10 protein-coding genes are annotated in these 14,654 nt (G+C 60.8%); 6 read left to right on the top strand and 4 right to left on the bottom strand.

Translation table 11 applies throughout. From position 1 onward, the window contains the following. The first annotated feature begins 11 nt into the window (after nucleotides 1–11). The 5 genes from ABIB60_RS01800 (at nucleotide 12) to ABIB60_RS01780 (ending at nucleotide 7,638) form a co-directional block, all read left to right on the top strand. A complete protein-coding gene (locus tag ABIB60_RS01800; RefSeq protein WP_354577296.1) occupies nucleotides 12–1,565 on the top strand; it encodes a RagB/SusD family nutrient uptake outer membrane protein in 1,554 nt (517 codons plus the stop codon). Between the two features lie 172 nt (nucleotides 1,566–1,737). Further along, entirely contained in the window at nucleotides 1,738–2,808 is a 1,071-nt protein-coding gene (locus ABIB60_RS01795; RefSeq protein ID WP_354577295.1) for a glycoside hydrolase family 43 protein, read from the top strand. 36 nt (nucleotides 2,809–2,844) lie between these two features. Continuing rightward, nucleotides 2,845–4,473, top strand: a complete 1,629-nt coding sequence (locus tag ABIB60_RS01790) for a family 43 glycosylhydrolase (RefSeq protein WP_354577294.1) — start codon at nucleotides 2,845–2,847, stop codon at nucleotides 4,471–4,473. 116 nt (nucleotides 4,474–4,589) lie between these two features. Continuing rightward, nucleotides 4,590–5,816 (top strand): aldose epimerase family protein, encoded by a 1,227-nt coding sequence (locus tag ABIB60_RS01785; protein WP_354577293.1) that lies wholly within the window; start codon nucleotides 4,590–4,592, stop codon nucleotides 5,814–5,816. Nucleotides 5,817–5,934: 118 nt separating this feature from the next. Continuing rightward, a complete protein-coding gene (locus tag ABIB60_RS01780) occupies nucleotides 5,935–7,638 on the top strand; it encodes a sodium:solute symporter family transporter (RefSeq protein WP_354577292.1) in 1,704 nt (567 codons plus the stop codon). A gap of 57 nt (nucleotides 7,639–7,695) precedes the next feature. Here the strand turns inward: ABIB60_RS01780 and ABIB60_RS01775 are convergent, their stop codons facing one another. Continuing rightward, nucleotides 7,696–7,932 carry a hypothetical protein gene (locus tag ABIB60_RS01775; RefSeq protein ID WP_354577290.1) on the bottom strand — a complete coding sequence of 79 codons (237 nt, stop codon included), beginning with the start codon at nucleotides 7,930–7,932 and terminating at the stop codon, nucleotides 7,696–7,698. Nucleotides 7,933–8,176: 244 nt separating this feature from the next. On the opposite strand from ABIB60_RS01775, the gene ABIB60_RS01770 reads away from it, so the two are divergent. Further along, nucleotides 8,177–8,821, top strand: coding sequence for a cysteine hydrolase family protein (locus ABIB60_RS01770; RefSeq protein WP_354577288.1), 645 nt, complete (start codon nucleotides 8,177–8,179; stop codon nucleotides 8,819–8,821). A gap of 117 nt (nucleotides 8,822–8,938) precedes the next feature. On the opposite strand, the gene ABIB60_RS01765 is transcribed toward ABIB60_RS01770, so the two are convergent. From ABIB60_RS01765 to ABIB60_RS01755, 3 genes are all read right to left on the bottom strand, one after another. Continuing rightward, complete coding sequence (locus ABIB60_RS01765) at nucleotides 8,939–11,401, bottom strand: outer membrane beta-barrel protein (protein ID WP_354577287.1); 2,463 nt, start codon at nucleotides 11,399–11,401, stop codon at nucleotides 8,939–8,941. A 159-nt stretch (nucleotides 11,402–11,560) separates the two neighbouring features. Further along, on the bottom strand, nucleotides 11,561–12,010 hold the full coding sequence (locus ABIB60_RS01760; protein WP_354577286.1) for a MarR family winged helix-turn-helix transcriptional regulator: 450 nt from the start codon (nucleotides 12,008–12,010) through the stop codon (nucleotides 11,561–11,563). 172 nt (nucleotides 12,011–12,182) lie between these two features. After that, nucleotides 12,183–14,633, bottom strand: a complete 2,451-nt coding sequence (locus ABIB60_RS01755; protein ID WP_354577284.1) for an outer membrane beta-barrel protein — start codon at nucleotides 14,631–14,633, stop codon at nucleotides 12,183–12,185. Nucleotides 14,634–14,654: the final 21 nt, after the last annotated feature.

Raw genomic sequence — 14,654 nt, 5'->3', positions numbered from 1 at the left:
ACGACATTCTCATGAAACCACATACTCTCCGCTTGGCCGCCCTAGCTAGCACTCTGCTGCTGACAACGGCCTGCGACAAAGATTTTCTTGACCAGATCAACCCAAACCAAGCCACCACCGAGTCGTTCTGGAAAACGGAGGACGATGCTGTAAAGGGCATTACGGCCTGCTACAGCGGCTTGCAGCAGTTGGGCACTTACCGGCGCTGGCTGCACTTTGCTTATGATCTGCGTTCTGACGACAGCTTTAGCCAGAGCCCGTGGGGTGAGTTGGCTGATTTTACCCGCTTTACGCAGGTAAACTATGACTTTGAGGTGTCGCGGGACCTGTGGCGAGACCATTATCGGGCCATCTGGCGCACCAATCAAGTACTGGCCAATGTACCCGCCATACAGATGGGTGAAACCCAGAAAAAGCGAATTGTGGCCGAAGCCAAGTTTTTGCGGGCCCTGTACTACTACAACTTAGTAACGCTCTACGGGCGGGTGCCGCTGGCCCTTACGCCCTCCGATGCCACCGCTTTGCCGGCCCAGGCTACTTCGGAAGGGCAGGTGTGGGAGCAGATTGTGAAAGACCTGCTGGAAGCTAAGCCCGACCTGGACGTGTCTTACGGGGGCGGCAACGACACTGGCCGCGCTACCCGAGGTGCCGCCACTACGCTGCTGGGCAAAGCCTACATGCAGCAGCGGCTGTGGACGCAGGCCTCGGCGCAGTTTGCCGAAGTTATTAGCTCCAACCGCTACCGGCTCACGGCCAACTTCACCGATAACTTCCGCCATACCACGGAAAACAACTCCGAGTCCATCTTTGAAGTCCAGTTCTCGGATGCCAAGCTGGGCGGTAACGACGGCGACGATGCTACTTCCTCGGAAGGTGGGCAACGCTCCCAATTCTGGGGGGTACCCGGCGCGGGCTTCGTAGATGGCGAGGTGCGGCCCTGGGTGGTAAACGAGTTTCTGCGGGAGCCAACCGCCACCGGAGCCCGCGACCCGCGCCTGGCCTCCACGGTATTCTATAACCGCCGCCAGTTTACCTCCTCGCTGCCCGTGGATGGCGATACGCTGGTGTACGGCAACGGTTTCCTGCGCCGCTTCCGGGGCAACGCCCGCGACCTGAGCCGCGTGTACTGGCGCAAGTACCAAACCGATTACTTCCGCACCTTCGAGAACTTCGACTCGCCCATCAACCACCGCGTGATGCGCTACGCCGATGTGCTGCTGCTGCAGGCCGAGGCGCTTAACGAGCAGGGCGTGACCAGTGATGCTATTCCGTTGATTAACCAGGTGCGCAGCCGCTCTGGCCTGGCCCCGCTTACGGCCGGCAGCTTCACGCGTGAAACGCTTCGGGCCCAGCTTATGCACGAGCGGGTAACGGAGCTGACGGGGGAGGGCCTGCGCTTCTTCGACCTCAAGCGCTGGGGCCTGCTGGATAACCAGGCCGGCATCGACCAGCTAAAAGCGCGGGACACCGATTTTAATGGTTTTCGCCTCGACCGTTCCCGCCTGCTGCCCATTCCGCAAACCGAAATTGACCTGGCCCGCTACCAGCAAAACCCCGGCTGGTAATTGCCAAGTAAATGCCTGAGAATAGAGCCGTTCCGGCCTGGTGCCGGAACGGCTCTATTTTGCTGACGGGGAGCCGGCAGCTTGCGTTCCGCTGCCGGCCTTTTGCGAGTATCTTCCTTACGGCCCTTATCTACTCTGCTAAGCATTTTCCTTTCCAGTTTTTACCTTCCGCATGACCTGGTATCCCGCCCGATTACTGTCTTTGGCGCTGCTGGCCCTGACGTTTTCCTGCAACAGTGGCTCTTCACCCACCCCCGCGCCGCCTACGCCCCCGCCGCCCGCGCCGCCCACCTCTACCACCTTCACTAACCCGCTGCTGAGTGTGGGCCCCGACCCCTGGGTATACCAGAAAGATGGCACGTACTACTACATGAGCACCACCGGCGGCAACATCGTTATCCGGAAAACGGCCAAGATGACCGACCTGGGCTCGTCCGTGAGTACGGTGGTCTGGACACCCCAGCAGGCCGGCATCAACCAGCGCGACCTGTGGGCTCCGGAGCTGTTTTTCCTCGATGGGAAGTGGTACATCTACTACTCCGCCGACCCGCTTTGCTGCGCCGGCCACCGCGTACACGTGCTGGAAAACGCCTCCGCCGACCCCACTACCGGCACCTGGACCTACAAAGGCCGCATTGCCAACCCCACCGCCGATTTGTGGGCCATTGACGGCACCGTGCTGGAGCAGAACGGCAAACGGTACCTGATCTGGTCGGGCCACCAGACGGAGGGCGCCGGCACCCAGCGCCTGTATATCTCGGAGATGAGCAACCCCTGGACGCTGGTGGGCCCCCGGGTAGAACTCTCGCGCCCCGAGTACAACTGGGAAACCATTGGGGAACCCGACGTGAACGAGGGTCCGGAAATTCTGAAACACGGCAACAAAACTTTCCTGGTGTACTCGGGCAGCCACTGCAGCACCGATGACTACGCCCTAGGTATGCTCACGGCCTCCTCCACCGCCGACCCCATGCAGCTCTCTTCCTGGACCAAGTCCAGCACGCCGGTATTTACCAAGAACACCAGCGGGCAGGCATTCGGGCCGGGTCATAACGGCTTCTTTAAGTCCAAGGACGGTACCGAAGACTGGATGATTTACCACGCCAACCCGCTAACGGGCCAGGGCTGCGGCGACAACCGCAGCCCCCGTATCCAGAAAATCACCTGGAAGGCTGATGGTACCCCCGATTTCGGCACGCCCGTGGCCCTGGGTACTGCGCTGACCAAGCCGGCCGGCGAGTAAGGCTGCCCTGATTTCTCGTTTAACGCCTTCACTACCTTGCAACAAAACTCTCTGCGTACTTCCGTGCGGCGGTTTAGCGGCCCGGTGCTGCTGAGCCTGGGCTTGCTGGCGGCCTGCCAGCGGCCGGTTTCTACCTCCACTCGTCCTGCTGAGGCGGGCAGCACCAGCAGCCCAGCCGCTGCAATGGCGCCGGCCGTTATTGCCAACCCCGTGCTGCCCGGCGACTTCCCCGACCCCTCCGTGGTGAAAGTCGGTGACACGTACTGGGCCACGGCTACCAGCTCCAACTGGGGCCCTACATTTCCGCTGCTTAAGTCCAAGGATTTGATGAAGTGGGAGCTGGTGGGCCACGTATTCCCGGGCGAGCGGCCGGCCTGGGCCGACTACTACTTCTGGGCCCCAGAAATCAGTGAGGAAGGCGGCAAAATTTACGTGTACTATACGGCCCACAAGCGTGGCGGCAACCTGGCCGTGGGCGTGGCCAGCGCCCCCAGCCCCGCCGGCCCCTACACCGACCACGGCCCCCTGGTAGGTCAGCCCCACGGCTCCATCGACGGGTTTCCCATGCGCGACGAAAACGGCCAGCTCTACCTCATCTGGAAGGAGGACGGCAACAGCGTGCAACAGCCTACGCCCATCTGGGCCCAGCGCATCAATGAGGCCCGCACGGCCCTGGTAGGGGAGAAGCAGGAGCTGTTCCGCAACGACCCCGCCACCTGGGAGGGCAACCTGGTGGAGGGCGTGTCGATAGTGCGCCGCGAGGGATATTTCTACGCTTTTTACGCCGCCAACGGCTGCTGCGGCTCCGGCTGCACCTACGCCACCGGCGTGGCCCGGGCCAAAACCTTGCTGGGGCCCTGGGAGAAGTACGCCAAAAACCCCATCCTCATCAACAACGACGCCTGGAAGTGCCCCGGCCACGGTACGGCCGTGCAGCACCAGGGCCGCTGGTTTATGCTCCACCATGCCTACGCGACCAACAGCCAGCAGTTTGTGGGCCGGCAAGGTGTGCTAACCGAGTTTACCTGGGCGGCCACCGGCTGGCCCGAGTTCCGGGGGGGCAGTACGGCCATAGCGCCCACGCCCGTGCCCGCCGTGAGCTTCACGGATGAGTACACCAGCAAAACCTTGGCTCCTTCCTGGCAGTGGCCCGTGGAGGAGCGCCCCACTTTCGCGTTGCGCGGCGGCCAGCTTTACCTCACTGCCCGCCCCGAGCACGCCGGGGCTGCCCTGGGCCAGTCGACTACGGCTCCGGCCTACACGGCTACGACCACCCTACTCAACCCCGCCGCCCTGCCTGCTGGCAGCCGCGCCGGCCTAGCCGCCCACGGCGACCCGGACAATACCCTGGCCGTGGTAGCTGGTGGGGGCAAAGTACAGCTGCTGCAAACCGAAAAAGGTCAGACCAAAACCCTGGCCGAAACTCCATTGCCCGCCGCCAAAACCCTGCAACTGCGCCTCCAGGCCCAACAAGGTAGCCAGTTCACCTTCGGGTGGAGCACGGACGGCGGAGCCACCTGGCAGCCGCTGCCCGCTGGCGGCGCGGCCGTAAACGGTAGCTACCTGCCGCCCTGGGACCGGGGCATTCGGGTGGGGCCCCTGGCCCACGGCCCGGCTTCGGCAGTAGCCGTGTTCGAGAACTTCAAGCTGGAGCCCCAGCAGTAAGCTCTTATGCCGGGCGAAGCGATGAAGCTGGATCAATCGTCAAGAGCCACCCCAACTTCTTCGCTTCGTCCGGCCGCTTGCTGCCAACAACCAACAACTACCAACCAACAACCAATATGACTTCATCTTCCCGCGCGGGCTTGGTGGCCAGCGGGCTGGCCAGCCTGTTGCTCACGGCCGCCTGCCAGCAGTCTGACAAGGCTACTACCGCCGAAACTGGTGCTACATCTGCCGCCGCTTCTTCCGATTCCACCCAGTCTTCTTCCGCAACCATGCCTACTTCCAGCGCCTTTGGCAAACTGGCCGATGGTACCGAGGTGCAACTCTACACCCTCACCAACGCCCACGGCCTGAAGGCCACCATCACCCCCTACGGGGGCACGCTCACCAGCCTGCTCGTACCCGACAAGGATGGCAAGATGGGGGATGTCGTGCTGGGTTTCGATGATCTGGCGGGCTATCTGGCCCCGGTGTACAAGCAGGAAGGCCCCTACTTTGGGGCATTGATTGGGCGCTACGGCAACCGCATTGCCCGGGGCAAGTTCACCCTCGACGATAAACAGTATTCCATCCCTACTAACAACGCGCCCAACACCCTTCACGGCGGCAAAGCAGGTTTCGACAAAAAGCTGTGGACGGCCACGCCCGGCACTTCGGCCGAGGGGCAAACGCTCACGCTCACCTACCAGAGCAAGGATGGGGAGGAGGGATACCCCGGCACGCTCGACGTGAAAGTGGTGTACACCCTCACCTCGGACGACGTGCTCCGCCTCGACTACACCGCTACCACCGACAAGCCCACGGTGCTCAACCTCACCAACCACAGCTACTTCAACCTGAACGCGGCCTCCGGTAAGGGCATCCTGGACCACGAGCTGACCCTGAACGCCGACCGGTTTACGCCCGTGGATAACACCCTGATTCCGACGGGCGAGCTGCAGCCAGTGCAGGACACGCCCATGGATTTCCGCCAGCCCCACCGCATTGGGGAGCGGATCAAGCAGGTGCCCGGCGCGGCCCCCGGTGGCTACGACCACAACTGGGTGCTGGCCGATACGCAGCGCCGCAGCCCGGAAAAGGCCGCCACCGTGTACGAGCCCACCACCGGCCGCGTGATGGACGTGTACACCGACCAGCCGGGCGTGCAGTTCTACTCCTCCAACTTCCTGAAGGGCAACCTGAAAGGCAAGGGCGGCATCACCTACAACCAGTACGCCGGCCTCTGCCTGGAAACCCAGCACTTTCCCGACTCGCCTAACCGGCCCAACTTCCCCAGCACCACGCTCAAGCCCGGCGAAACTTTCCGCTCCACCACCGAATACCGCTTCAGCACCCGCAAATAAGCTGTAGCGGCGTCAGATTATCAACAGCCCGTCATTCCGAGCCTCCGAGGAATGACGGGCTGTTTTTCAGCTGGGCCGCGGGGCTTTTTTACCTACTCTTCTTTTCCGATTTTCCTTCATGCGCAACGCATTCAATACGCTGGACCTGGCGGTTTTTCTGTTTTACCTGGTGGTCGTATCGGCTTACGGCTTTTACGTGTACCGCAGCAAGCAGAAAGCCCAGGTTGATTCCAAAGACTATTTCCTGGCCGAAGGCTCGCTGACGTGGTGGGCCATCGGGGCCAGCATGATTGCCTCCAACATTTCGGCCGAGCAGTTCATCGGCATGTCAGGCTCGGGCTTCACGGTGGGCGTGGCCGTGGCCGCTTACGAGTGGGTGGCAGCCATTGTGCTGATTCTGGTGGCCGTGTTCTTCATGCCCATTTACCTGCGCCAGAAGATTTACACCATGCCCCAGTTTCTGGAGCAGCGCTACAACTCCACGCTGAGCCTGGTAATGAGCATTTTCTGGCTGTTTCTGTACGTACTGGTTAATCTCACGGCCATTCTCTACCTGGGCGCGCTGGCCATCAGCAACCTCATTGGGGGCGGGGAGAGTTTCCACCTGATTCTGGTGGCCCTGGCCGTGTTTGCCCTCATCATCACGCTGGGCGGCATGAAAGTAGTGGGCTACACCGATGTAATTCAAGTAACGGTGCTGCTCATCGGGGGACTGGCGACCAGCTACCTGGCCCTCACGCTGGTTAGCCAGAAATTCGGCCTCGGCAACGATGTAGTGGCGGGCTTCAACGTGATGATGCGCGACGCGGGCGACCATTTTCACATGATGTTCGAGAAGCCTGCGCCCGACTCCAACCAAGCCTACATCAACAAGTACCTGGCCCTGCCCGGCCTAGCCATGTACGCCGCCGGCCAGTGGGTAGCCAACCTCAACTACTGGGGCTGCAACCAGTACATCACCCAGCGCGCCCTCGGGGCCGATTTGCCCACGGCCCGCACCGGTATTCTGTTCGCCGCGTTCCTGAAGCTGATCATGCCGGTGATTGTGATGCTGCCCGGCATTGCCGCCTACGTGCTGCACAAAAACGGCTCCTTGCAGGCCGAAATGGCCTCCACCGGCGCCTTCAACCCCGATAATGCCTACTCCGCCATCCTCACCTTTCTGCCCAACGGCCTGAAGGGCTTGTCGTTGGCGGCGCTTACGGCGGCTATTGTGGCCTCGCTGGCCGGTAAGGCCAACTCCATTTCCACCATCTTCACCCTCGACATCTACCACCGCTACCTCAACAAGGAAGCCACCGAACAGAAGCTGGTGTGGGTGGGCCGCGTTACCATCTTCGCCGCTATGTTTATGGCTGTTTTGCTGACCTGGAAAGACCTATTGGGCATCAGCGGGGAAGGCGGATTCCAGTTTATCCAGAAGTATACGGGGTTCATTTCGCCCGGTATTGTGGCCGTGTTCCTGCTGGGCATGTTCTGGAAGCGCACCACTGGCACGGCGGCCGTAGCCGGCATTCTGTCGGGCTTTATCCTGTCGGTGTTCTTCAATAACTACGCCCCGGCAGTATTCGGCCCCGAAACCCTGCTCTACACGGCCTTCCCTAACGGCCAGGGTAGCTACGAAATTCCCTTCCTGATTTGCATGGGCTGGTCGTTCTTCTTCACCGTGCTGCTGATGGTGGCCCTGAGCCTGGCCGGCCCCGCCATCAACCCTAAAGGCCTCAACCTGGATGCCCGCATGTTCCGGGTAGCCCCGCGCCAGCTGGTGCTCATCGTGGTTATCCTGCTGCTGATTTCGGCCCTGTACGTGAAGTTCTGGTAACCGAAACTTGCCTGCGTAACAGAAAAGGGGCCACTCATCTGAGCGGCCCCTTTTCTGTTACGCCCACAGCCAGTGCCCGTTGTTTTTGTGGTGGTACGGGAAGTGGACCTCTGTTTCTTCGGCACCTTGCCGCAACTGAGCCAGGGCGGTGCGCGTCTGGCTGCGGTGCCGAACCCATAGCAGGCGGGTAAATGCTTTGTCAGGGTGATAGTGCTGGTAGGAGAAGCTGCTGTAGAGCCGGGTGCGGCCACGTTGGCGGGGCGTCCAGGCCCAGCGCTTTTTGGGTTGTTTCATGCAAGCTGTAGGTTGAGTACCTACAGCTCATGACAGGTTGCGAAAAAACGAATCATAAGAAAATGACCTGGATATACCAGCCCACCAATATGCTGAAAAGCGGCTAAAACTACTACTGAAGCGTGGCACGCAAGTGCGCACCGCAAGCATAACTCAGGCATAACGCAATAGAAATCAGTTGGCTATTGCGCAAGCGGTGGGCAATCAGTAACTTGATTTCCCCGCAACCTAAAGGCCCGCCGTTATGAAACCAAGCTCTACTGCCGTCCTCTTGATTGAGTTTCAGAACGATTTCACGACCCCGGGCGGCTCCCTGCACGACGCGGTAAAAACCGTTATGAAATCAACCGACATGCTGGCCAACGCCGAGGAACTGGCCCGGCAAGCGCGCAATGCTGGGGCCCTTATTGTGCACGTGCCCATCAGCTTCACCGAAAATTACCGGGAGCTGCACCCCCGGCCCTACGGCATCCTCAAAGGCGTGGTCGAGAGCAACTCCTTCCGCAAAGGCTCCTGGGGTGCCGATATTGTGGACGTGCTCAAACCCCAGCCCGAGGATATTATCATCGAAGGCAAGCGGGGATTGGATGGCTTCGTGAGCACCAACCTGGATTTTGTGCTGCGCCAGCGGGGCATTACTCATCTGGCTTTGGCCGGTTTCCTCACCAACTGCTGCGTGGAGTCGACCATGCGCACGGCCTACGAGTACGGCTACCAGGTATACACCCTCACCGACTGCACCGCCACCGTGAGCGAGGAAGAGCAGCGTCTGGCCTGCGAAAAGAACTTCCCCATGTTCTCCCGGCCCGTTACGCACCGGCAGTTTCTGGAGCAGCTCTCCGCCCTGGAGCAACCCGAAACGATAGACGAAGGGCGGAGCTATTACTAGGAATACTAGTAGTCACCACACAAACTGTCATTCCGAGCAAAGCGAGGAATCTGGATCAACCGCAAGGAGGTTCAACCCAGATTCCTCGTTTTGCTCGGAATGACAATTTATAGCCAGTTACTGCCCGCCGGCGCGGCGCTTTTCATCCTCGGCCCCGCCGCCCCGGCGCTTGGCGGGGGCCAGCTTATCGTTGCCGAAGCGGTAGGTGAAGGCCAGCGTGCCCTGCCGCGAATCTTGGCGCTGGTAAAACCGTTCCACGTACGTATCATACTCCGACACGGCGTGGATGGGGCTGGTGAAGAAAATATCGGCCATGCTCAACTTCAACGTGGCTTTGCGGTTCCAGAAGGTTTTCTGCACGCCGGCGTTTACCTCCCCGTTGGGCCGCACTTTCAGGAAGCCGTAAATGTCGCGGGCCTGGTAGTCGGCGTTCAGCTCGGCGCTCCAGCCCTTGCCCAGCGTGAAGGTGTGGTTGGTGGTGAGGGTAAAGGAGCCCCGGCCCCGGTTCAGGTCGGTACCGGCCAGGCTGCCCTCGAAACGGCTGTAGTAGAACACGGCGTTGTTGTACATCGTCCACCACTTGGCCACTTCCACCGGTACCGTGAGCGTGAGGGCGTAGTAGTGCTGGCGACGCAGGTTTTGGGTAGTGGATAGAACCGTGCTGTCCGTTTCGGGCTGCACTACGCTGATGAGGGGCAAGTTGGTAAGGCTGTAGCTCAGGCCCAGGTTGTATTTCTGCCGGAAGGTGTGGGTGAGTTCCAGGTTGTAGCTGGTTTGGGGCCGCAGGTTGGGGTTGCCACCGCCGGAAGTCGTTTTGTCGATAATCACCCGAAACGGATTTAGCTGCCCGTAGGAAGGCCGGTCGATGCGGCGACTCAGCGAGAGGCTGGTTTCGTGCTTCTCGGAAAACACCCGCTTCAGGGCCGCACTCGGAAACAGCTGGAAATAATGGCGGATAAAATCGGACAGCTGGCCCGCTTGCACCACGTCTTGCCGGCCCTCGGCGTTGGTTTGCTCCCCGCGCAGGCCGGCTTGCAGCGTGTACGTAGGCTGGGTATAATTCAGGTTAATGTAGCCCGCGTTGATGTTCTCATCATAGCGGAAGCGGTTGGAGCGGTTTTGGTCCAGCGTTCCATTCGTGAAAAACTGCACGTCGTTATCCGCCGATACCAGGCTGGTTTTAGCCCCGGCATCCAGCCGGAGCTGCTTGCTCAGAAACTGGGTGTAGTCCACCTTTGCCGATTGGATGGTGAGCGTGCCCTGCTGGTCGCCGGTGATGACCTCGCCCACCTGCTCGGCCCCGTTGAAGCGGGTTTCCAGGCGCTGGTCCCGGCTGGTGCGGTAGCGGGCGTAGTCGGCATCGGCCGTCAGCTCCCGGGTGCCCATTGTATCCTTAAAAGTATGGCGTAGACTGAGGTTGCCGGCTACGTTGGGCGTGCGGCTTACGCGCAGGTTGTTGGAGTTGTACTGCTGGGTCTGGTTGCGCAGTAAGTCGTTGATGGTAGTGCTGTTGCGGCCATTCTGTACGTTGCGGTTAGCCAGCCCGTTCAGGCCCGCACCCAGCACCGTACGCTCCGTGAGGTTATAGTCAATGCCCGCTTTCCAGGTGTGGGCGCGGAGCTGGTAAGGGGACCTGTTGTCCTGGTCCGTCACCTGAATCAGCTGACGGCCGGCCTCCCCGCTAGCGCCGGGTCGGTAAAAGTCTCGGTGAATGGTCAGGCGCGGCTCTCCGGCGCGGTCGGTGTAGTTATAAGAGCCGAACAGGTTGTACTTCTGCTGGCGGTGGTTCAGGCTCAGGCCGGCGTTGTACTTGTTGTATTGCGTGCGGCCGTAGCTGGTATTCAAGCTGCCATTGGTGCCCACCCGCTGGTCTTTCTTGAGGTTAATGGCAATGATGCCGGCCCCGCCCTGGGCGTCGTACTTAGCCGGTGGGTTGGTAATCAGCTCAATGTTCTTAATCTGCTCCGCTGGCAAAGCCCGCAGATAATCGGCTAGCTCGGTACCCGTCATGGGTTGGCGCTTACCATCAATGAGCACCAGCAAGCCTTGTTTGCCGCGCAAAGCCAGGTTGTCGTTGCCATCAATTGTCACGCCCGGGGAGCGGCGCAGCACATCCAGGGAGGTATTGCCGGCCGCCAGGGTCGAGCCCTCCACATTCACAATGGTACGGTCGGCTTCCCGCTCAAAGGTGGGGCGCTGGCCCGTAATAGTGACCTCCTTGAGGGCAGTAGCCGCGTTGGGCTGCAGCGTGAGCTCTACCGGCCGCCCTGCGCCACCCGCCACCAATTCCAGCGGACCGGCCCAGGCGCGCCCAAAACCCACCTGCGAAGCCGAAATCAGGTAGCGGCCCGCGCCCTGCTCAAAACGAAAGTTGCCTTTCGCGTCGCTGAATTCGGTTTTGATGGCTACGGAGTCGGTGGTGCGGTGCAGCACTACTGTGGCGAATTCCACTGGCGCACCTGCCACCGACTTTACCTGCCCATCAATGCTTTGTGCTATTACCGGTGTGCTGCCCAGTAGGCTCAGGCCCACCAGCCACCGTGCCACGTGCCGGTAGTTGCTGCTGCGTATCGTGCTCATAGTTGTAAGGAGGAGAGGGTGAAGCATATGGGCAAAGCTGCGCCAGCGTCCCCGGAGGGTCGTTTTTTGTTCTGCGGGAACAGGCGCTATAAGTACTACGAACTATTTCGTAGTAAACGTACGAAATAGTTCGTATATAAAAATAGTGTTATCAATATTTTATCCGCCGCTGACCTCATCAGGTGCGGAGGTGCAATTTCCGGCAATCTGTTCCAGCAGAAAACGGAGGGTATTCAGGTCGTTTTCGCTCAGGCCTTGCAGGGCTTTGGCCCGGTTGTTAAGTACCACTGGTTCCACGGCTTCCAGCGTCCGTAGGCCTTCGGGGGTTACGCGCAGCTGGGTGCGGCGGCCATCGTGGGGGAGGGGCTCGGCACTCAGCAGCCCCCGCTCCAGTAGCAACCGGATAATGCGCGCCACCGAAGCCTGGTCCTTGAAAACCCGCTCTGCAATTTCAGTTTGGGTTAGGTCGTCGGTTTCCTGAATTACCCGCAGCACCAGCCATTGGTCGATGGTAATGGCAACGCCTGCCTGGTCGATGTTGGCTTGAGCCATGCGGCGGTATTGCCGAATGGCTTTGTCCAGGGAGTAGAATAGAATGGAAGAAAGCATCTTCGATGATATATCATATAGATGCATGATATATCATAATGGTTGCCTGCGCATCAAAATTTGGTGTAAAAACTGGTAGTTCTCAGAGCCGGCTTTGCTTAAAAGTAGCGGAGGGAAGCAGCCTGCAATCAAGCTGCTTCCCTCCGCTACTGGTTACGGTGTGGCCCTTGGGTTATTGTACGCCGGCGGCCCGGCGTTTTTCATCGTCGGCGCTGCCGGCGCGTTTGCGGGCTGCCGCTACCTTGTCGTTGCCGAAGCGGTAACTAACGGAGGCTGTAACTACCCGCGAATCCTGGGCTGAGCGGAAGGTTTCGGTGAGGGGCTGGTAGCGGGAGGTCACGCGCAGGGGCGTGGTGTAGAGGATATCCGTGGCATTCAGCTTCAGCGTAGCCCGCCCCACCGATTTCTGCACGCCCAGGCTTAATTGCCCAAAGGAGCGCACCAGCTGGTAGCCGTAGCGCTCCAAGGAGTTGTAGCTGCCGCTCAACTCGGCGCTCCAGCCCTTGGGCAAGTTAAAGGAGTTGCTCAGGCTCAGAATAGCGCCGGGCTGGCTGGCCGGTAGCTCGGAGCCATTGACCTCACCCTGAAACCGGATATAAAACACCTCGGCATTGGCGTAGAGCTTCCACCACTTGGCGGCCTCCAGCGGCGAGGAAACCGTGAAGCCCCAATAGTCTTGGGCGGCCAGGTTTACGTCGGTAGCGGCCAGCAGGCCCTCCACATCCAGCAGGTACACGCTCAGGATGGGGCGGCGGGTGCGGGTGTAGCGTAGGGCGGTGCTGGTTTTGTGCTGGAATGTGTGGGTAACTTCCACTTGGCTGCTGACTTGGGGCCAGAGGGCCGGGTTGCCCACGCGGTAAGAGGTAGGATCAACGTAGGAGCGGAAGGGGTTGAGCTGGTTGTAGGTGGGGCGGTCTAAGCGGCGACTCAGGGACAGGGCTACCTCGTGCGCCTCGTTTAAAGGCCGCCGCAGCGTAAGGGAGGGGAACAGCTGAAAATAGGTGCGCTCAAACTGCCCTGCGCCCACATCCTGCCGGCCAAAGGTGCTGGTGTGTTCCGCCCGCAGGCCGGCGTTTATGCTCAAGTGGGCCTGGCTGCGGCTCAGGCTTACATACCCAGCCCGGATGTCTTCTGCGTACCGGAACCGGTTGGTCAGGTTGGCATCCACCTGCCGGGGGCGGCCGTTTGTTTCCCGCTCAAACAGCACGTCGTTGTCCGACGTCACCCGGCTCACTTTCACCCCGGCCTCCAGGCGCAAACCGTGGCGCAGAGCCCGGAGGTAATCCATTTTGCCGCTAAGCAAAATCAGCTGCCCGCTTTGGTGGCCGAGCAGGCGGTTGGCCAGGGCAGTGGGGCGTAGCACTGAAGTGGTGCTCAAATCGAGGGTGCGGGTCAGGTTGTAGCGGGCAAGGTCTACATCGGCCGCCAGCTCCGGAGTGCCCAGCGAGTCTTTGGGAAACAGGTGGCGCAGCAGCGCGGTGGCCGTGAGGTTGGGCGTGAGCAGGTTGCGCTGGTTCTGGGCCAGGGCCACCTCCGTGAGTTGGTATTGGGCATCATAGAACCGGGATTCGTTTAACCCTTCCGAGGGCAGCCGGCTGGTTAGGCCACTCAGCACGAGGCCCAAAGTGGTGCGGGCGCTAACCGTTACATCGGCCCCGGTGCGCCAGGTATGGGCCTGCAAGTGGCCGCGGGGGGTATTGTACTGCTCCAGAAACCGCGCCGGGCGGCCATCCTGCAGGTAAGTGCGGCTAATAGCCAGTTCCTGGAAAGTCTGGCGGTCGGCGTAGGCGTAGGTGCCGTAAAGGTTCAGCTTTTTGCGGCGGTAGTTCAGGCTCAGGCCGCTGGTGAATTTGCCGTAGCGCCCCCGGCCGTAAGCGGCATTGGCGCTGCCATTCAGACCCAGGCGCTGGTCTTTTTTCAGGTTGATGCTGATAACTCCGGCCCCGCCCTGGGCATCGTATTTGGCCGGCGGGTTAGTAATCAGCTCCACAGTACTTACTTGTTCGGCCGGAAGAGCCCGCAGCAGCGCCGCCAGCTCCGGGCCGGTAAGGGGCTGACGCTTGCCATCTATCAGCACCAACAAGCCCTGGCGGCCGCGCAGGGCTAGGTTATCGGTGGCATCCAGGGTAACACCGGGGGCGCGGCCCAGCACATCAAGGGTGGTGTTGCCGGCGCTCAGCACGTTGCCTTCCACATTCACCACGGTGCGGTCGGGCAGGCGCTCATACAGGGGGCGCTGCCCAGCCACCGTTACCTCCCTGAGTTGGGTAGCAGCTCCGGCCACCAGCTGAAACTCCAAGGGGGGCAGGGGCTGCGTGCTTACGGCCAGCGGGCCTCGCCAGCTGCGGCCGTACCCAAGCTGACTCACCGACACCAAGTAGCGCCCCTCAGCCGGAACTAGCAATACAAAATGGCCCGCCGCGTCACTAAACTCCGTTTTAACTACCACCGAGTCGGTGGTGCGGTGCAGGGTAACGGTGGCAAACTCCAGGGGGCCCGTCGTGGCACTTACGGTGCCCGAAAGCGGTGCCGGCTGGTTCTGGGCCTGAACCAATCCGGAAACCAGCGTCAGTACTGAGCAAATGGCAAAACCGGCTACTGGCCGGGTAAAGAAACATCGCATGGATACACGTTCCGGGTGGTT

The organism is Hymenobacter sp. UYP22 (assembly GCF_040547285.1).
Taxonomy (GTDB): domain Bacteria; phylum Bacteroidota; class Bacteroidia; order Cytophagales; family Hymenobacteraceae; genus Hymenobacter.
Note: the sequence above shows the minus strand (reverse complement) of the source record. Positions and strands in the feature narration are given on the sequence as shown.

Excerpts from the sequence above, each read along its gene's own strand:
- ABIB60_RS01800 (WP_354577296.1), top strand. The coding sequence starts at position 12 with ATGAAACCACATACTCTCCGCTTGGCCGCCCTAGCTAGCACTCTGCTG.
- ABIB60_RS01795 (WP_354577295.1), top strand. The coding sequence starts at position 1,738 with ATGACCTGGTATCCCGCCCGATTACTGTCTTTGGCGCTGCTGGCCCTG.
- ABIB60_RS01785 (WP_354577293.1), top strand. The coding sequence starts at position 4,590 with ATGACTTCATCTTCCCGCGCGGGCTTGGTGGCCAGCGGGCTGGCCAGC.
- ABIB60_RS01780 (WP_354577292.1), top strand. The coding sequence starts at position 5,935 with ATGCGCAACGCATTCAATACGCTGGACCTGGCGGTTTTTCTGTTTTAC.
- ABIB60_RS01775 (WP_354577290.1), bottom strand. The coding sequence starts at position 7,932 with ATGAAACAACCCAAAAAGCGCTGGGCCTGGACGCCCCGCCAACGTGGC.
- ABIB60_RS01770 (WP_354577288.1), top strand. The coding sequence starts at position 8,177 with ATGAAACCAAGCTCTACTGCCGTCCTCTTGATTGAGTTTCAGAACGAT.
- ABIB60_RS01765 (WP_354577287.1), bottom strand. The coding sequence starts at position 11,401 with ATGAGCACGATACGCAGCAGCAACTACCGGCACGTGGCACGGTGGCTG.
- ABIB60_RS01760 (WP_354577286.1), bottom strand. The coding sequence starts at position 12,010 with ATGCTTTCTTCCATTCTATTCTACTCCCTGGACAAAGCCATTCGGCAA.
- ABIB60_RS01755 (WP_354577284.1), bottom strand. The coding sequence starts at position 14,633 with ATGCGATGTTTCTTTACCCGGCCAGTAGCCGGTTTTGCCATTTGCTCA.